The organism is Pseudoalteromonas sp. Scap06, assembly GCF_013394165.1.
In the GTDB taxonomy this organism is placed as follows: domain Bacteria; phylum Pseudomonadota; class Gammaproteobacteria; order Enterobacterales; family Alteromonadaceae; genus Pseudoalteromonas.
This window is the reverse complement of the sequence record NZ_CP041330.1, coordinates 1,947,230-1,965,284: the sequence shown is the minus strand read 5'-3', so window position 1 is coordinate 1,965,284 and position 18,055 is coordinate 1,947,230. Positions and strand designations below refer to the sequence as shown.

The following is an 18,055-nucleotide window of genomic DNA, read 5'->3' as shown; positions in this document are numbered from 1 at the left end:
TCGGCATAATTATGCCGAGCTTTTTTGGTTGGGATTTTACTGAATTAACTATTGGTCGTTGCTGGTTGGCCATCGACAATAGGGTCTTTACCGCGCCACTTTCGAATTATGCGTTTTGTATCTTCAAGCGCAACGTACTGACACGGTATAAGAATAAGCGTAATTACTGTGGCAAACAGCACACCAAAGGCGAGTGATACTGCCATAGGTATTACAATTTTTGCTTGTAAACTGGTTTCCATAATAATCGGCATTACGCCAATAAAAGTAGTGACTGAGGTTAGTAATATGGCTCTAAAGCGACGCGCTCCGGCTTGCATTACCGCTTCTTTTATTGCCACACCTTCTGCACGGGCTTTGTTTACAAAATCCACCATAACAAGCGAATCATTAACCACTATACCGGCTACAGCGATAATGCCGAACATTGATAGCCCGCTCATGGTCATACCTAAAGCCATATGACCGAACATAGCACCCACAACACCAAATGGGATCACCGACATAATGATCAGTGGCTGAGAATATGAGCGAAGCGGGATGGCCAGTAGCGCAAAAATAATCATTAATGAGATTGCAAAATCACGTAGTTGTTCATTAGCACTTTCCATCTCTTCTTGAATACGCCCAGCAACATTACTTTTTACACCAGGGTAGTTTTTAAGCAGTGCCGGTAAGTAAACATCACGAATTTCTTGTGCAATGGCAAATGGCTCTACTTCGTCACTATTAACCGCAGCCCACACATTAACAGTACGATTTGAGTTTTCACGTCTGATACTGCTTACGCCGTCAACTAGCTTGACTATAGCTATTTCACTCAAAGAAACTTCAGCGCCCGCAGGAGTGATAATACGCGTATCTTGAATGTTGCTTATTGAGTTACGCTCGCTTTGCGGGTAACGAATCATTACTTTGATTTCTTCACCTTCACGCAGAATACGCTGTGCTTCAAGGCCGTAATAGCTAAAGCTTACTTGAGAGGCCACATCAGCAAGGGTTAAGCCCATACTGTAAGCAAGTGGTTTTAAATCAAGTTGCACTTCGTCGGTGGCACTTTGCAGTGAGTCATTTACATCACCTACACCTTCCATACTTTGTAACTTAGCTTTTAGTTTGCTAGATACCTCTTTTAACTCGTCGGCATTTTTTCCTTCGAGTCTAAAGCTAACGTCGCCATCATCACGACCACCACCAAAAATACTATCTTGAATGGTGAGTGTTTTAAGCCCCGGTAGCGGTGGCATTTTTTCACGCCACATAGTGCTTAGCTCAAAGGTATCGATTGGGCGTAAGTGAGGCTCTACTAAAATGGCCATAATACTCGCATTAGTACGACCACGCAGACTAACAGACAAATCACGGATCATAGATTGGCCATACTGCTGCTCTAGTTCTTTATCGACGCTCAGTAATACATTTTCTATTTTACGCGCTGTTTCAAGCGTGGCTTGCTCAGAAGAGGCAAGGTTCATTTCTAGCGATATACGCGGAAAATCATGCGGAATTTTAGGATTTGGTACAAATTTAACCATTCCACCGGCAAAGAGTCCTGCACTGACAATTAAAATACATAAAAAGCCAATAATCACGGTATAGCGATAATGGATACAACGACCGATAAATGGAGTGTAATAATGTTCAACAAAATGCTTTAAGCCACTATCAACTGCATTACGTAATTTATGTAATGGGTTTTTAGGATTAGGCTTACGCGGGTTCATTGCTGCGATGTGTGCAGGTAAAATTAGTTTTGATTCAATCAGTGAAAAAATTAAGCATAAAATAATCACTACACCAATTGCTTTCGAAAACGCAGCGCTCGGCCCTGAAGCCATTGCTTGAGGTAAAAATGCAGCAATAGTGGTTAGTACACCAAAGGTTGCTGGCATGGCTACACGTTTTACACCACGAATAACGTTGTTAAGTGAGTGCCCATGTTTTTCAATTTCAGCACTGGCCGACTCACCTACAACAATGGCATCATCAACCACAATCCCTAAAACAATAATAAAGGCAAACAAAGACACCATATTAATAGTAATGTCTAAAAAGCCGATAGGCATAAATAAGAATGCCCCTAAGAAAGACACTGGGAGGCCCATCATTACCCAAAACGCTAATCTAAGTGGTAAAAACAGCGCTAATACCAGCATAACTAAAATACCGCCCCACACCATATTATCGACCATCATGTCGAGGCGACCTTCAAGGTAGTATGTTAAATCAACGATGGGTGATAACTTAACGCCTGCAGGAAGTTGATTTGCTTTGTCTGCTAGGTACTTTTTAAGGACTTTAGCAACAACGGTAATGTCTTGATCTTTTGAGGCATCAATTTCAAACGACAGTGAATTTTTGCCGTTGTATTTAGAATATAGTAAGCCTTCTTCAAAGCCATCATTAATGGTGGCTACATCGCCTAATTTAATTTGAGCACCGTCTGGTAATGTAATTAGCGGTAATTTTTCAAATTCACCGCCACGATAGGCTTGCTTTTCGACACGCATCGAAATGTAGCCAGTATCAGAGCGAATTTGCCCCGCCGACATATTAGTAGAAAAGCTTTGTACCGCATTAGATACATCTCTAAATGTGAGTCCATATTCGCGAAGTTTATCAGGGCTAATTTCAATACCAATTTCGTAGTCTAAGCCACTGTAAAAATCAACTAGGTTTACATGAGGAAGGTTTTGCAATTCATCTTTAATATCATTGCCAAGTTCTTTTAATTGGTAATAACTCATATCACCATAAAGCGCGAGTATCATTACTTCTTGCTGAAATTTTTCACGCTGAACAACAGGGCGTTCCATACCCGCAGGAAACGTATTAATTGAATCTACTTGCGCTTTTATTTCATCTAGCGCTTCTTTGGCGTCATATTTTTCTTCAATCTCAACCCAGGCTTGTGCATAGCCTCGATTAGAATAAGTGATTAAACGCTTTATACCTTCGGTTCCTTCAAGGTTTTCTTCAATTTTTATAGTAATGCCTTCTTCCACTTCTTGTGGTGCGGCACCAGGGTAAACAGCTTGAATACTTACCCAGTTACTTTCAAATTGAGGGAATGCTTGCTTACGAATGGTTAGCGCGGTTAACAACCCACCAATCAAGATAAAAATCATGATTAGGTTAGCTGCAACGGGGTTACGCGCAAACCACGCAATTAACCCTTTTTCATCAGTTGTGGTCATCGTTTACTCTCCTTTTAATGCAAGTTGAGTAACGTCTGGTTTGGTCACAGTGTCTTCAATTTTTACTGCCATTCCTTCGCTAGGGTATTCAAGAGCAGAAGTTATCAGTTGTTCTCCCTCTGCTAAGCCTTGATTTGCGATGACCATGCCATCTTGTTCGCGAATAATATTGAGTGTTTTAAATGACAAAGTTAAATCATCGTTTAACACTGCAATTTTATTATTTTTAACCAGATGATGAGGAACAACAATAGCGCCATTAACGGCGCGACCTTCAATTGTAGCGTTTATATATGAGCCAAAACGAAGTGGCTGAACCCCTTCATATGGGGTTTGAAGTTGGGCAACCAAATAACTCATTCGGCTTTTTTGATCAATCACACCTTCACTTCGTACCACTTTAGCCTGCCATGTAGTTTCTTTACCTGCGTATTGTGCATTAAATTCAACTGTTGCGCCTATGCCACTATTATTAAGGTATTGCAGCTCTTTATCGGCAACAGGTAAACGCACCTCGGCGACCTCAGTTGAACTAAGAGAGCCAAAGCTATTACCAGGATTAACTACAGAGCCTAAACTAATGCTGCGCTCGTTTATAATCGCATCGTAGGGAGCTTTAATATATGTGCGTTCTAAATTACGTTTAGCACGTTTTACACTTGCTTGGGCTGAGCGATATCGCGCCATTTTTTCTGCTAATTGCGGTTTACGTAAATACAGTGCTGATGCAGTAACATCGCTTGAGTCTGCTTTAATGCGTTCCCATTCGGCTTTAGCAACATGCGCTTGTGCGCGTTCAATTTCGAGTGCTGAGCTTGCTTGGGCAAGGCCTGCCTCTGCTTCAATTAAATCAGCTTCATAATCATTTGGATCAATTCGTGCTAAAATGTCGCCTTGCTTTACAAAGGCACCTTCAACAAATTGTCCTGCAACTGAAATAACTTGGCCACTCACCTGAGCAATCAATTCAGTGCGGTCTTTTGGTTGCACAATACCGTACGATTTTACATCGAGGGTAATTGCATCAAGGTGGACTGGTTGTGCTGCAACCAAAGGGCGCATGTCTTGGGGGGGCTTTTCTTCTGGTGGCTTTTTCATTGCAGAAAAGCCTGCTGCGAGGCCAATGCCACCAACAAGGACCGCGATCGGAAGTATTATTTGTTTTTTAGTCGCCACAGGGCATTCCTTCATAAATTGTGCTGATGGGCTAATGATACGCAATAAAGTGTTTACAGTGTGTTTGAAGATGTAACAAGTCATTGCACAAAGCGGTTACAAATAGAACGAAACACGCTATTTATGTACAAAGCAGCAACAAAACAATTGAAATTTATTACTGAGGTTAGAATGAAAACACAATCAATGGCGTGCCGTTTAGGCTGTGGAGCATGTTGTATTGCGCCGAGTATTAGCTCGCCAATTCCAGGTATGCCAAACGGTAAAAAGGCCGGAGAACGTTGTATTCAGCTGGATGAACGTAATTTATGCAAGCTATTTGGTGATGAGTCGCGCCCAAAAGTGTGCAGTGACTTTAGTGCCACGTTAGATGTATGCGGGACAACCAATGAGCAAGCATTAACGTTAATTACCGAATTAGAGCAATTAACCTAATTTATTGTATTAAATACACATATATTTACAATTAATACGTTTGAAAAGTGTAGACACTTACTTTGTGTTTCTAAAACCCATACTCAGAGAAGAAAATTACGTATCTACTTTACATTGTCGCTAGTGTTACCTCATTTATTTCTCATTTAATTCTCTCAGTTCATAATTTTTTAATTATAAATGCACAAAGAGGGCGAAGAGGCGCTGCGCTTTAAGAGTGAGTGACTTAGACATAAAGTTATTTGGCTTAGTTACTAGTGATTTCTCATTCACTTCTCTTTGCTCATACTATTTCAATTATGCATGTACACAGAGGAGGGGATTCTGCGCTTTTAGAGTACTTAGGGAGGGCTGCGAAATGAAATTTCTAATTCAGCTTTCTACTGGTCTGTGTCTTATTTTAACTTAAAAGATAAGCTCAGCGTGGAGTAAGCCCTCGCTGAGCGATAAAGTTACCAGCTATACGTGGCACTTAGTGTATATTGCTCGCCGCGCCCTGGCGTACCTGGAATTTCTTCAAACGACTCATCCCACAAGTTATCAGCCGCAAGACTAATAAAGAAGTTAGGCACAGCTGGCGGAGTTATTTTTACCGTCAGCTGAGTAAATAGCGCTTCGTCGCCTGAACGGCGCAGCGCATTGTTATGCTGTTTACGCCACTCATTATCTACACGAAACTCTAATATATCCATTGGGTTCCAAATCGCACCGAGTGTTACACGATGATCAGGAAAATTTAAGGCATAAAAGCTAGCGTCAATATTTTCAGCGCCGTAGGTTTCTGTTTTATGTAAGTACGCATAGCTGGCAATAATTTCTGCGTTATCAAATTGTTTAGTGGCTAAAAACTCAAGGCCTGTAGTATCAATATCAACAGGCTGTGCAAATCGTGCAGAGCTTGAATCAAAGTTAAATGTCCAATCGGTTAGGTTGTTATCTTTACGATAAAAAAGCGCTGAATTGAGTTGCCAGCTTTGTTGCTCAAGCAATAAGCCCAGCTCTAAGCTTTTGGTGGTTTCACGCTCAAGGTTAGCGTTACTTCTAAACAAACCACCTGATTCACTGCCACCAATGGCGGTGTAGCCTGCTACTTGGCTTGCCTCGGCATACGATAAATACAATGTTCGCTCAGTGCCATCGTTATTTTGGGTATTGAAACTAACATCACCAATTAGCGATAGCTCGGAATCATCACGACTGGTGTTATCAAATGTAGCCCCTAAACGTACAGTTAGTTGCTGATCACTTGCAAGGGATGTTTTGTATTCTGGTAATAAACTAATCTTAAAGTAGTTACGTGAAGTAAAGTTATTTTCAAGGGTGGTGGAGTCAATACTATCTTCTATATATTGCGCCGAGTAATTAACCGCAACTGACTTTGTTTGCGCATGACGACCTGAAATAGCCAATGATTTTACTTGTGTTTCATGAAATGCTTGGAACGCGCTTGGGTTTTCTCTTGAATAAACATAATGATCGTTATGCTCGCGGTAATAAGCGGATACTTCAAATTCACTGTTGGTAGCATAGGCTTGTTTATGGTTGAGCATCCATAATTGAGTTTCTAAGTCTTCGGTTTCATTGACACCAAATGGGGTATAAAGGTTTGGCCAACCAAAAAACTTTTCTTGTAAGCCGTAAAATAAATCAGTTTGTGAATCGCTCCCAGTTAACTGCACTCTGCCAGAAGTACGGGTAAAATCATGGTCGCCAAAATCAATTGAACCATCACTTTGTGAGTGCGAATATTCACCTTCAAAACCAATATGCCAATTAGCGTTTGCTTCAAGTGGAGAACTCAAACCTGCATGAATTGTTTGTAAGTTAAAGTCATTTGAGCCTGCGCCCAAAGAGACACTGCCACCGGTTGTTATTGGTTTCCAAGCAAACGACACAGTACCCACAGAGCTATTCATGCCATAAAGTGCGTTATCGGCTCCGGTTAATACGCTGGCACCCGTTAGCATTTGTGGTGCAATAGGAATTTCTGCAAAGTAGTGACCAGACTGCGGGTCAAGTAGGGTTGCACTACCGACTCTAAAGCCGGTATTTTCAAAAATACCACCGCGTATCGTTACATCAGCTTGTGCTTCAGCCATATTGCGTGATTGCAAGTCAACACGCGGGTCGTATTCTAAATTTGAAATAGGTGAATCAAAAGTGCCTACTGGTAAGGTATTGGCAGTGGGTGACGCTTCAATTGTTATTTTTTCTATGGTTGCTGTTTCTTTACTCTGCTCTGCATAAGCAACAGTTGAAATACTGGCTAGTACGGCCGGTATTATAAGGTGCGGGGCACGATTCATATCATTATTCTCATTTTATGCAATGACGCTAAAAATTAAATACCTTATCATTTTTATCACATGATAAGGTAAGCTCACTAAGCTAGGGTGATTTTGGGCGCTATTGTACATTAATGATAAAAAACTGCATTTGATAATCAAACCTAGCGTTACAAAATAGTAACTCTGCAACCTATAAATTATTTACATTGGTCACTTTATTATGCAAACACAACAATCGAGTCATTCATTAAATCAGCACACACTTTATTTTGCTGGTGGTTGCTTATGGGGCGTGCAAGAGTTTATGAGGTATTTACCTGGAGTAGTGACTACTGAGGCGGGGCGTGCCAACGGCACGAGTAACACAACACAAGGTGAATACGATGGCTATGCCGAATGCGTGAAAATAACCTTTGATGCCCAAGAAGTAACCTTAAATGAATTAATTGGCTATTTTTTTGAGATTATTGACCCATACAGTATCAATAAACAAGGTGACGATGTAGGCGAAAAATACCGCACCGCCATTTTTAGCCAAGACAGCAATCATTTAAACATCGCCAAAGACTATATTAGCCAGCGTGATGATGCTGAAAAAATAGCGGTACAAGTAGCGCCATTGACTAATTATGTCCCTAGCGATCCTGAGCATCAAGACCGTTTAACCAATCACCCTGATGATTATTGCCATATCCCACTTGATTTATTACACAAGTATAAATAACAACTTCATTGGGGAGTATTTGAATAAAAAAGACTGGTAACTAATAAAGCTAAAATTAGCTGTTACCTCGTTTATGCTTTTTTTTTAGATTTATTAGGCTTTTTCTTTTTTCGAGGAAACTTATCTCTAGAAAGGTAGGGCACAGCTAAAAAGTAGATCCCAGTTCCTAAGTAAAAAAGAAGGTTAAAAAGATAAGCAAATGGAGAGGTCGAGAAAAAATAAACCTCAGACTCCACTCGATAATCTGTTGGTGTATGAACATAACCGTCGTATATAGATTTTCCTGCGATTATTATAAGTAATAACCCCAAAGCCCAAAAGACTAAAGAGAATGAGATTTGATTCAATAGCATTCTCGTATTACTGATATCTACATATTTTACTTTTGGTTTCTTATTTTTTGATTGCTTCATTTTGGCCAAAAAAAGTAATAATGATTGCTACCAGTATTCCTACCAAGCCAATGCTTGAAAACATTAGACTGTATTGGCTTTTAATATTGAAGATATTTAATAGGCTGGTTATTAACAATAAAAAAATACCAATAATTTTTATAATCGTGAGTGTTTTATTCGAACAAAACCATGTTTGACAAGAAGGGCATTGTTTTTCAATAAAAATACTATTTTTGTTAATATTTTTTATATCTTTAGCTGCAAAATTACTTTTACAATTTGGGCACGTTTCTTTCATTTTAATCCTTTAATTTATCTCACAACTTTAAACACAACGTTTACTAAACGTCTTATTGATTAAGCTTTATCCTTGTAACATGATTACTATAGCATTGAGCTATCACCTTGTTAATGTGTAACTTATTACTTTATAGGTAAACAGTCTTTAAGCCATAAAAAAGCCCGCAAACATGCGGGCTTTTAAATATCAATTAAAGTTTATTGCTGCGCTTTAGGCGGAAAGTTACTTAAAATATTGGCAACCGTTTCCTTAATAGCGGCTTCACGTTGTGATGGGGTTTGTTTTTTCTTTAAACGACCATCTTTAGCACCACGCCAAATTAATTGGTTTGACTCACGATCAATAATATCGATAACTAATGTGCCTACTTCATATTCGCGTGCGCTTACATCGTGGTTAAAGCCTGTGCCCCAGTAACCCCAACGCGCACCGTAGCCTACGTTAAAGCTGTCAACTTCAAGCTCTTTATCTACACTTGCATGGTAATTAACAAGTACATCAGCTTGCGCTACATCAACCAATTGCATACCTAATTGTTGGCTTAGTTGGTTGTTTACCGCATTGCGAACGCGTTTTTCCATAAGCCCACTGATTTGGTAGTTATTCGTGTCTTTGGTTAGACTCGCGTTTTCTACCCAAGCAAACGTTTTGTAGTTACTAAAGTTTGCTGATTTATCGTAATCCCAATCGGGCGTTTGTGTACAGGCGGTTAGTAATGCCAGTGCTGCGACAATAAATATGTGTTTCATTCCGTTTGCTCCAATAAAGTGCGTTTGTTTAAACTACCATGGGCGAGGGTAATTTAAAATCTATAAAATAAGTGTAACTGGCTAAGATGAATAGCCAATTAATTCTTAGTCTAGCTGAGGTGATTTATGTTCAACCTCAATCCAATCTTTTTCATCTACCCAGTTTTGTGCGCCGTCTTTTACTGAACGAATTGGCACAATATAATCACAACTTATTTGCGGTTTAACCGAGGCAAATATTGGCACAAAGCCAAAGCTCAGGGCAGTTTCTATAATTGCCTTTTGATTTTGCGGGTCGATATCAGCCGCTTCATCTATATAAATAGGTATACGGTATAAGTTTTGTTCCTGATCGCTTAATAAATAACGAATAAACAACATGCCACATAATAGCTTAATGGTGATACGTGTACCATTTGAGCCAGCCGAGTCTATCTTTTCAAAGTGCTCGGTTTCACCTGCACGGTTAACCACTTCAAAACGAATATCAAACAAATCGGTGAGGGTCAGACCTGCTTTGTCTGAGGCGAGTTTAATTAAATGATCTTTTGCCTCGTTTACCGCGCTCTCGCTATAAGGTTCTTGGCTGAGTAAATCTAGGGTATCGCCTTGTTCAAATTGGTTAGAGGTACTGATAATGGTATCAATACTATCTACCAACATTTTGCGCGGGATAATATTAATTTTAAACGCTTGCAGGTTTGAGATGCGGTGCTGGCTAATGCCTTTATTAAAGCTATTCATTTCACGGCGTAAGCGGTCTAAATCTTCGCGCAGTCCTTTAATTGTAGCGGCTACTTCGGTGAGGGCAACGCGACCTTGGCGCTCAACTGCATCGCGCTCGTTATCAATGTTATGAAACGCGCTAATAAGCTTTTGATATTTACTAAACTCATCGTTTTCGTTATCAAACTTAGTGATACCGGCATTATAAATATGCATATAGGTATTACGTACATTTATATCGAAATTACGTAGCTCTTGGCAGTCCTTATTAAAGTGATGAATTAAATCGCTTAAATTATCAAAATCGATTTTTATATCAATCATGTAAGGCGTTACTTTACCACTGTATAAATCTAAAGTGTGGTCAATACGCTCAGTTTTAACTTGGCGTAAGCGCTCTGTTTGACGATTAATTTGCGCTTGTTTTGATTTGATTAACGAGCGTCTATCAGCAATTGAGCCACTGTTTTTTTGAATATCTTGTAGGTAATCGTCAACTTGTTCGCGCTCGGCTAAAAGCTGCTCTTTTAGCATTGCTTGGGCGTCAACTGACTGTTGCATCACTTCAAATTGCTCTAAGCGTTTAAGTGCACTTTCTGCACTCATAAGCTCCTCGTATAGCGCGTCTTTTTCTTTTTGTTTATCAGCAACATTGGCGGCCACTTCGCGCTGTTGTTTAAACTCTTTTAATGATTGCTCAAGCGCGGTTAACTGAGCGCTCAGTTGCTCTTTATTTTCGCCGCTTTGCATTTGTACTGGTGAGAGCTTTTTAAGTTTAATACTGGCACCAGGTAGGGTGAGTATACCGCCTTTAACATTTTCGCTCAGCTGTGATAAAAATTCACCAAAGGCGTCTTCGTCATCAATGGTTATATCGCCATTACTGGTGGTGGCAAAGGAGAGAAGATCGGGGTTCAATAGCCGCGATATTTCTTCTACTTCTTTAAGTGATAAGTCTTCACGCATACGGGTGAATAAATTAAATTCTAAGTTTTTAAGTTGTAACTTTAAGCTCTTAATTTGTTTTTGTGTTTCACCAATACGGTAATCAAGGGTGTGCAGACTTTGCCCTTGAGCACTCGTAATAGAGTGTGACAACGACTCGTAGTCATTTTTTAACTGCGTTAGGTTGCTTTTGATAGTGGCTTTATTAACCAGCTCAAATTCACTTTTAAGGGCGTTGAAATCTAAAAACCATTGTTCAATTTGAGTTTGCTTGCGCTCTATATCGCGCGATTGTTGCACGTATAGCCCTTGCTTTTGTTCGAACTCGTGCTTTTCGTGCTCAATGTCTTCAAGGGCGATGTTGAGCTCGCTTAGTTGCTCTTCTTGGTAAGCATCAAAATCAATCAGTGCTTGGTCAATTTTTGGTGCATAAGCGGCCAGTTTACCTTTAAGAACGGTTTGGTTTTCAAGCATAGATTCAAGGGCGGCTATGGGCTCTTGCATTGACTCAAGGGCTTTTAATTCACGTTTTGCGCGGTTTACTTTATCAAACGAACGGCGCCAAACCTCGTAAAAGTCGACCTTAGAATTTGACATATGGCGTTCAAACACACGGAGCATAAAGCGCTTAACGTCGTTTGCGCCTAATTTATGTAAATTAAGAATACGACGAAATATTTCTTTGTATATTGCAGAGTCTTGAACGTTGTTAAGGGGGATCATTTTTAAATTGATCTCACCGTCAAATTGCGTTGCTCCGCCTGTCAGTAGGGCGTTTAACTCTTGTGCTTTAAGCTCTATTGGGTTGTAACCTTGCTGCTTTAAGTGATTAAACAGCTTGGTAAACTTAATAATGGTATTGCCTTGGGTGTACTGGGCTAAATCAAGCTTACCTTGATAGCAAAAGTATTGGTGTGCATAACCGGCAATTTTACCTAAGCCGGCTACGCCAATGACGACTGAGCCATGGGGCAAATCGGCTTGCAATAAAATGTACGATTGATCTGATGAAAAATAAAACTTACGGGTTTCATCTAAATCGTGGCCATCCCACTCGGTTAGGCGTAAATCGTTAATTAGCGGAAATTGCAGTGCATTAATTACTGAGCTTTTACCTGTGTTGTTAGGGGCACAAATCGAGCTACTTTTATCCAGTGGGATCACACATTTTGCATAGCCTGCGGTATTTAGTAGGGCGAGTTTACTCAGTCCGTATAAATTTTTCATTGCTCGTCCTCACTAATAAAGGTCTCTTCGTTTACTTCCATTAAGGCATCAATATAGCGGTGAATAGGGGCTTGCAACATAAAGCCACCTTCTACTTCGCGGGCAAGGCCTAAACGTACCATGCGTAAATACACATCTTTTCGTAAGTCAGAACCCGAAAATATCTCAAGCTGATCAAATAAATGTTTATTAAGTTGCACCAAGGTTTGCATGAGCTCTAAATCGTTTGGCTCGTCAAATAATGCGCGCATTGGGTCTTTACCTGTATTGGCAAAATGCTCTATTAAAATGTAAATAGTGAGCGCTACAGCGCGGGAAATCTTACCCATGTTTGGGGTGCTTTCATCGCTGGCAAAATAATAAAAACCACGGCTATCGTGTTTTAACTCGTGGCCTAGTGCTGTAAATAAGGCAGTATAAGCGTCTATTTGTTGGTCAAGCTCTTGCCACATTACGGTGTCTTGTTCGCAAATGTGGTAACCGGCGACTAATTTTTTATTAATGGCTTGTAAGTGAGAAAGCTCATCTAAGTTTATATGGGTCATGGTGATTACTCGTGCTCGGCTTTATCAGCCTGAGGCTCTGAATTAAAGGGATATAAATTAAAGTGCTGGCCTGCAATGTTAACGCGGGCTTTTTTATCGCTTTGGCTAATTTCTAGGGTGCTATCGCTTACCAACTTTTGATACAAAAACAGCATTTCATCGGCTTCAAGCTCAGGATAGCTTTCATCTAAAAATTGCAGCAAAGGCTGTGGTTTTTTACGCTGCTTTTTAAAGCGTTTGGTAAATTGCGCTTTTACATCGTGATAGTCAGGAATGTTTGGCGTGACAAACGCGGGCACATCATTTTGTTCTGGTAGCTGATATTCGTGGTGTTCAAACTCAGCTAAGCTTGCCATATAGGCAACAATATGACGCTGTTGACCCAATGAATACTTTTGCGCATCGCTTACAAAATGGGGTTGCACGGCGCTGAGCATATTATCCACCCCGTTTTTACGAATTAGCCCTAATACTTTTGCCGCTTGGCGGGTAATAAGGTTATTACGGCGCAACTCTTCACGCAGTGGCATTAGCATATCGGCACTTTTACGTAAGCTTGTCCGGCCAACTAGATGCATTTCGAGAATACGAGTACGTAATTGCTCAAGCATACGTTTATCACTGTACGCCTTGCCTGAGCGTTCAATATGTTCTATTTGGGTGCTAATTTGTTGCTCAATTAGAGTAAAACAGGCATGAAAGTCGCCTCTAATATCGACCATTTCTAGCATGGGTTCTATATATTCATCAAACGCTTCTATGACGGCTTTGTAGCGCTTTTGCAGCGATTGCACCGCGTTATTTGATTTGGCTTGCTCAACAATATTTAAAATGGCGTTTTCGTTATGTAAAAACAGCTTAATTATTTTACGAACCCGATCATCCATAATGCGGCTAAAGCGACGTAAATCATCAAAATCTTCCATTTCACCGGCATTAGATAGCCGGTTACCTAAGCGAGCTAAATCATCAACCAATACACTAATTTCTTGTGCTAAGCCTAAATGTTCTTCTTGAAGTAAAAAGGTAGCAAAGTCCGCAATGGCACGGTTAATTTCTAGTTGTGACGATTTAGCCAAGGGAATAATGATTTCTTGATTTAATAACCGATTGGTTTCTTTATAAATACGCTCATTATTCCACGTCGGTTGCTTTTGTTTTATGGCATTTTGTAAATCTTTAATACTAAAGTCGGCCATTTTAAAGCGTTTAAATAATAGCTCTAATACACCCCAATGCTCAGTGAGGGTATTAAGTAGCTTTTTAGCTGGGATCATAAGGCGTTACAACATCCTAGTATTCGTTATTTTATATTTCTTGAACTTATATGGTATTCGTTTTTGCGACGATTTAATAATAGTTTTTACACTCGCTTAGTGATAGTATCCGCGCCGAATATAGGCACATAGAGTGTGTACCTCTATTTTTTACATGGTTTCAATTTTTACTTAAACCCGAAGGTTGTTTAATATCATGGTTTCCTCGATTATCCTGACGCTGATAGCGATTGCATTCTTGCTTATCGTTATTGAGGATGTGATTCACGTAAACAAAGCCAAAACGACATTATTTTTTGGTACACTTTGTTGGATTATCTCCTTTATTTTTCCTCTTAATGGGCAAAGCCCTGAAACGATTCAAACCCTCCTTGACCACAATATTTTAGAAATTGCTTCCTTATGGCTGTTTTTAATGGCCGCAATGACCTTTGTTGCCTATTTAAACTCCAAGGGACTTATTGAAAATGTTGTGAACCGGATAATGCCAACCAGTATTAGTGAACGAAAGCTAATGTTTTTGGTAGGGTGTTTTGCATTTGTATTTTCGTCTATCTCCGACAATGTAACAGCTACACTGATCTCCTTGGCTGTTATCATGTCATTAAAGCTTGAAGCCAAAAAACTAGTTAAGTACGCCACCTTAATTGTATTTGCAGTGAACTCCGGTGGTGTTTCACTTATCACAGGTGATGTAACCACGTTAATGATTTTCCTTGATGGTAAAGTGACTATTAGTCACTTATTATTGTTAATTGTGCCTGCATTATTAAGCGTATTATTACTGGCTACCTTGTTATCAATTGGTATGAACAAGCAGTTAGAGTTTAAAAAGACTAAATTTAAACGCATTGAAAAAACCGACATTACTATCGCTGTCATTTTCTTCACTACCGTTATTTCTACCCTTACTTTAAGTGTTTTATATAGTGTGCCGCCGTTACTTACCTTTTTACTCGGCCTGTCTATTATGTTTTTAGTCGCGCAATTTTTAATGCGCAAAAAAGACATCAATAAAGATATGATCGACTTTATACGTGACATAGAGTACGACACCTTACTGTTTTTCGTAGGTGTGTTATTACTTGTTGGCGCATTAAAAGAAGTGGGCGTGCTAAGCCAATTTACAAACCTGTATACAGTGATGGCGCCAGAGTACGCTAACTACTTAATGGGTATTTTATCGGCCGGTGTTGATAACGTGCCACTAACGGCTGCGTTACTAAAAGCCGACATTGTAATGAGTCAACAGCATTGGTTGTCGTTTACGTATGCAACCGGTGTGGGTGGTTCAATGCTGATCATTGGTTCGGCGGCTGGTATTATTGCTATGAGTAAGGTTAAAGAACTTACTTTTGCAAGTTACCTTCGTTTGTCGTTGTATTTGTTAGTGTGTTACACCTTTGGTTATGCTGGCTCTTACTTTATGGGTAGTTTTATTTGATTTTATAATAAAACGACTTGACAGCTAGACGTCTAAACGATAACTTTCAAAGCCGCACTCTTAGTGCGGTTTTGTTTTATTAGCCACAGGTTAATAATACATTCAGAAGAGGTGCGATACTTAGGTACTTAATGTGAGGCAACGACAGCCTGCGACCATTAAGGAGGGAAGTACTCGCCGAGGAAAATAATGGGTCGTTACCATTGTTTTTCGGTTTATGGGGCTGAATCCTCAAAACTGTCACCAATTTAGGTGGAGAGCTTCTGGCAGTAGATTTTTCTTATCTTTATTTCCTGCCAAGTTCTTCTTGTTTTATTGCGGTTTGGATGCCGCGAAAGGAGACGAAATGACTACCCAATCAGTGCCACAAAGTTCACAGTGCACAAAATCAGATTACATTGTTGCCAAATTTGGTGGCACCAGCGTTGCTAACTTTGAGGCGATGAGCCGTTGTAGCGAAATCATTGTAAACGATAACAGCGTTCGAATTGTTGCAGTGAGCGCCAGCGCCGGTGTAACTAATCACTTGGTGGCACTTTGCAAAGCCGATATTGATGCCGCTGAACGTCAACAGCATGTTGACGGTGTACTTGCTATTCAGCAGGCAATTTTAACTGATCTGACCCTAGATGATGATTTAGCGCTTGGTTTTAATAACACCCTCGATGACTTCCAAACACTGGCACATCAAATACTGACAACAGAGAAGCAACACGATGAGTTACTCAGCTTTGGCGAGCGTTTATCGTCGTATTTATTTACTCAAGTATTGCGCTTAAAGGGCTTAAATTCGCAGCGTTTTGATGTTCGCCAGGTGCTTAAAACCGATAGCCAATTTGGTAAAGCCACGCCTAATGTAGCCGCCACAGCGCTTGCAGCTAAAGAGCATTTAATTCCTTTACTAGAGAACAATGTAATTGTTACTCAGGGCTTTATTGGCAGCGATGAAAACAATGTAACTACCACACTAGGTCGCGGTGGCTCTGATTACAGTGCCGCCTTGTTAGCTGAAGCAATTAACGCTAAAAGTGTGCATATTTGGACCGACGTAGTGGGTATTTTTAGCACCGATCCGCGTTTGTGTGTAAAAGCCACACCTATTGCGCGTTTAAGCTTTGATGAAGCGGCAGAAATGGCCACTTTTGGCGCTAAAGTGCTGCATCCGGCTACAATTTTGCCAGCCAGTCGCAGCCATATAAATGTGTTTGTTGGCTCAAGCACAGAGCCAGAGCGTGGTGGCACTTGGATTGAACGAGAAAAATCTCAGCTACCTGGTATTCGTGCGGTCACGCAACGTAAAAATCAAATATTATTAACCCTTAAAAGCCCTGAAATGCTATTAGCGAGTGGTTTTTTAGCGCGTATTTTTACTATTTTAAGTGAATGTAATATTTCGGTAGACTTGGTTACTACCTCTGAAATTAGTGTAGCTATTACCCTTGATAACGCGCCTAATGCATCACGCCCAGAGCTAGATCAAGAATGCTTAGATAAACTCGCTGAGTTTTGCCATGTATCGGTTGAGAACAATTTAACCCTAGTAGCACTTATTGGGTCTGAAATTGTATTGCGTCAGCACGAAATGAATTTAATGCAGGTGTTGAGCGAATTTAACATTCGTCTTATTTGCCATGGTGCGAGTAAACACAACCTGTGCTTTTTAGTCGAGCAAAGTGAGTCTGATGCTGTGGTCCAAGCTATTCATAGCCGACTACTTGAAGGCGAGCTTGCTGCTTAACGCTGCAAATGAGATAAATGAGCACTGCCAGTCGGTGCTTTTTTTTGCCACAACGCTAATATCAAACTGCTCGTTTACATCATTTGTTAATGCGGTACTAGTTGCACTTAATTGCGAGTTGCCAAGCTCACAAAATACATTGGGGCTTAATAGCTGGGCAATAGGGCGGCTGGTTGCTTTTGCTAACGCCTCTTTTAAAGTCCAAAGTCTAAAAAATGTCGCCGCTTTAGAAGCTGTGCATGGTTGCTTAGTTATAAGAGCCACTTCTGCAGCATCATAAAAGTGCTTTGCGAGTTTTTCAAATGGCCGTTTTAAACTGATTTTTTCTATATCAAAACCAAATAGCGAATGATCAATATTTAGCGCCACGCCTACCAAACCATGAGAGTGTGACACACAGCAACTATACACCTGGTTGTTATTTATATTTAGCTCAAGCTTACTGGTTTGTTGATTAAATTCAGAGCTGATTTTATCAAGCGTTATATTACTGCTGCTAGGTAATACACTTTTGACTAAATATTTTAGTAACAGCCGCGTTGCTACATATTCTTGCTTTGCTTGGGGCGTTTTACGACGCGCGATGACACTTAATTCAAATGGGCTTAAAAACTGTGTAAGTGTTAGCTCATCAACCTGCAATTGGCTGGCATCAAATAATAAAATGGTGTGGTTATTATTCTCAGCAAGCGGGGTTTGTAATAACTGATTGTCGAAGTAAGCTGAACTCATTATTGCTCGTTAAAAGTGAATACCGATTACATAGTTATCGTTATAAGCTGGATAGTTTGTGAGCGGTTGTTTGCTGTTATGCGCGCTAAGTACATTTTTATTACTCAGTCGCCCTTAAATATGGTTTAATTCACATTCGATAAAATAATAACAGAT

At 40.1% G+C, this 18,055-nt stretch carries 14 protein-coding genes and 1 riboswitch; of the genes, 4 read left to right on the top strand and 10 right to left on the bottom strand.

Annotation, left to right across the window (positions count from 1 at the left end; translation table 11 throughout):
* Positions 1-44: 44 nt before the first annotated feature.
* Both FLM47_RS09020 and FLM47_RS09015 read right to left on the bottom strand, forming a co-directional pair.
* Positions 45-3,197, bottom strand: a complete 3,153-nt coding sequence (locus FLM47_RS09020) for an efflux RND transporter permease subunit (RefSeq protein ID WP_178956212.1) — start codon at positions 3,195-3,197, stop codon at positions 45-47.
* Positions 3,198-3,200: 3 nt separating this feature from the next.
* Positions 3,201-4,373 carry an efflux RND transporter periplasmic adaptor subunit gene (locus FLM47_RS09015; RefSeq protein WP_178956211.1) on the bottom strand — a complete coding sequence of 391 codons (1,173 nt, stop codon included), beginning with the start codon at positions 4,371-4,373 and terminating at the stop codon, positions 3,201-3,203.
* Positions 4,374-4,544: 171 nt separating this feature from the next.
* Here FLM47_RS09015 and FLM47_RS09010 point away from each other — a divergent pair, with 171 nt between their 5' ends.
* Positions 4,545-4,808 carry a YkgJ family cysteine cluster protein gene (locus tag FLM47_RS09010; RefSeq protein WP_041708812.1) on the top strand — a complete coding sequence of 88 codons (264 nt, stop codon included), beginning with the start codon at positions 4,545-4,547 and terminating at the stop codon, positions 4,806-4,808.
* 452 nt (positions 4,809-5,260) lie between these two features.
* Here FLM47_RS09010 and FLM47_RS09005 read toward each other — a convergent pair whose 3' ends face one another.
* Positions 5,261-7,114 carry a TonB-dependent siderophore receptor gene (locus tag FLM47_RS09005; protein ID WP_178956210.1) on the bottom strand — a complete coding sequence of 618 codons (1,854 nt, stop codon included), beginning with the start codon at positions 7,112-7,114 and terminating at the stop codon, positions 5,261-5,263.
* Positions 7,115-7,316: 202 nt separating this feature from the next.
* Here FLM47_RS09005 and FLM47_RS09000 point away from each other — a divergent pair, with 202 nt between their 5' ends.
* Positions 7,317-7,820: a peptide-methionine (S)-S-oxide reductase gene (locus tag FLM47_RS09000; RefSeq protein WP_178956209.1), complete on the top strand. Its 504-nt coding sequence runs from the start codon at positions 7,317-7,319 to the stop codon at positions 7,818-7,820.
* A gap of 71 nt (positions 7,821-7,891) precedes the next feature.
* Here the strand turns inward: FLM47_RS09000 and FLM47_RS08995 are convergent, their stop codons facing one another.
* From FLM47_RS08995 to FLM47_RS08970, 6 genes are all read right to left on the bottom strand, one after another.
* The gene (locus FLM47_RS08995; protein WP_178956208.1) at positions 7,892-8,233 is read right to left on the bottom strand and encodes a hypothetical protein; all 342 of its coding nucleotides are present in this window, start codon (positions 8,231-8,233) and stop codon (positions 7,892-7,894) included.
* Entirely contained in the window at positions 8,214-8,513 is a 300-nt protein-coding gene (locus FLM47_RS08990) for a hypothetical protein (protein ID WP_178956207.1), read from the bottom strand. Before FLM47_RS08990 ends, FLM47_RS08995 begins: the two co-directional genes overlap by 20 nt.
* A gap of 200 nt (positions 8,514-8,713) precedes the next feature.
* On the bottom strand, positions 8,714-9,265 hold the full coding sequence (locus tag FLM47_RS08985; protein ID WP_008109277.1) for a DUF4136 domain-containing protein: 552 nt from the start codon (positions 9,263-9,265) through the stop codon (positions 8,714-8,716).
* Between the two features lie 105 nt (positions 9,266-9,370).
* Positions 9,371-12,163, bottom strand: a complete 2,793-nt coding sequence (locus FLM47_RS08980) for an ATPase (protein ID WP_178956206.1) — start codon at positions 12,161-12,163, stop codon at positions 9,371-9,373.
* Positions 12,160-12,708 carry a hypothetical protein gene (locus tag FLM47_RS08975; RefSeq protein WP_010388659.1) on the bottom strand — a complete coding sequence of 183 codons (549 nt, stop codon included), beginning with the start codon at positions 12,706-12,708 and terminating at the stop codon, positions 12,160-12,162. Before FLM47_RS08975 ends, FLM47_RS08980 begins: the two co-directional genes overlap by 4 nt.
* Positions 12,709-12,713: 5 nt before the next feature.
* Positions 12,714-13,985, bottom strand: coding sequence for a hypothetical protein (locus tag FLM47_RS08970; protein ID WP_010388660.1), 1,272 nt, complete (start codon positions 13,983-13,985; stop codon positions 12,714-12,716).
* A 196-nt stretch (positions 13,986-14,181) separates the two neighbouring features.
* Here FLM47_RS08970 and nhaD point away from each other — a divergent pair, with 196 nt between their 5' ends.
* Together nhaD and lysC are read left to right on the top strand one after the other, a co-directional pair.
* Complete coding sequence (gene nhaD, locus FLM47_RS08965; protein WP_109874512.1) at positions 14,182-15,429, top strand: sodium:proton antiporter NhaD; 1,248 nt, start codon at positions 14,182-14,184, stop codon at positions 15,427-15,429.
* 98 nt (positions 15,430-15,527) lie between these two features.
* Positions 15,528-15,700, top strand: a riboswitch (Lysine riboswitch).
* A gap of 75 nt (positions 15,701-15,775) precedes the next feature.
* On the top strand, positions 15,776-17,167 hold the full coding sequence (gene lysC / locus FLM47_RS08960) for a lysine-sensitive aspartokinase 3 (RefSeq protein WP_178956205.1): 1,392 nt from the start codon (positions 15,776-15,778) through the stop codon (positions 17,165-17,167).
* Here lysC and FLM47_RS08955 read toward each other — a convergent pair.
* On the bottom strand, positions 17,141-17,899 hold the full coding sequence (locus FLM47_RS08955; protein ID WP_178956204.1) for a 4'-phosphopantetheinyl transferase superfamily protein: 759 nt from the start codon (positions 17,897-17,899) through the stop codon (positions 17,141-17,143). The genes lysC and FLM47_RS08955 overlap by 27 nt on opposite strands.
* Positions 17,900-18,055: the final 156 nt, after the last annotated feature.

What these genes read in the sequence shown, in the direction of transcription:
- FLM47_RS09020 (WP_178956212.1), bottom strand. Translation starts at nt 3,197, where the DNA reads ATGACCACAACTGATGAAAAAGGGTTAATTGCGTGGTTTGCGCGTAAC.
- FLM47_RS09010 (WP_041708812.1), top strand. Translation starts at nt 4,545, where the DNA reads ATGAAAACACAATCAATGGCGTGCCGTTTAGGCTGTGGAGCATGTTGT.
- FLM47_RS09005 (WP_178956210.1), bottom strand. Translation starts at nt 7,114, where the DNA reads ATGAATCGTGCCCCGCACCTTATAATACCGGCCGTACTAGCCAGTATT.
- FLM47_RS09000 (WP_178956209.1), top strand. Translation starts at nt 7,317, where the DNA reads ATGCAAACACAACAATCGAGTCATTCATTAAATCAGCACACACTTTAT.
- FLM47_RS08995 (WP_178956208.1), bottom strand. Translation starts at nt 8,233, where the DNA reads ATGAAGCAATCAAAAAATAAGAAACCAAAAGTAAAATATGTAGATATC.
- FLM47_RS08990 (WP_178956207.1), bottom strand. Translation starts at nt 8,513, where the DNA reads ATGAAAGAAACGTGCCCAAATTGTAAAAGTAATTTTGCAGCTAAAGAT.
- FLM47_RS08985 (WP_008109277.1), bottom strand. Translation starts at nt 9,265, where the DNA reads ATGAAACACATATTTATTGTCGCAGCACTGGCATTACTAACCGCCTGT.
- FLM47_RS08980 (WP_178956206.1), bottom strand. Translation starts at nt 12,163, where the DNA reads ATGAAAAATTTATACGGACTGAGTAAACTCGCCCTACTAAATACCGCA.
- FLM47_RS08975 (WP_010388659.1), bottom strand. Translation starts at nt 12,708, where the DNA reads ATGACCCATATAAACTTAGATGAGCTTTCTCACTTACAAGCCATTAAT.
- FLM47_RS08970 (WP_010388660.1), bottom strand. Translation starts at nt 13,985, where the DNA reads ATGATCCCAGCTAAAAAGCTACTTAATACCCTCACTGAGCATTGGGGT.
- nhaD (WP_109874512.1), top strand. Translation starts at nt 14,182, where the DNA reads ATGGTTTCCTCGATTATCCTGACGCTGATAGCGATTGCATTCTTGCTT.
- lysC (WP_178956205.1), top strand. Translation starts at nt 15,776, where the DNA reads ATGACTACCCAATCAGTGCCACAAAGTTCACAGTGCACAAAATCAGAT.
- FLM47_RS08955 (WP_178956204.1), bottom strand. Translation starts at nt 17,899, where the DNA reads ATGAGTTCAGCTTACTTCGACAATCAGTTATTACAAACCCCGCTTGCT.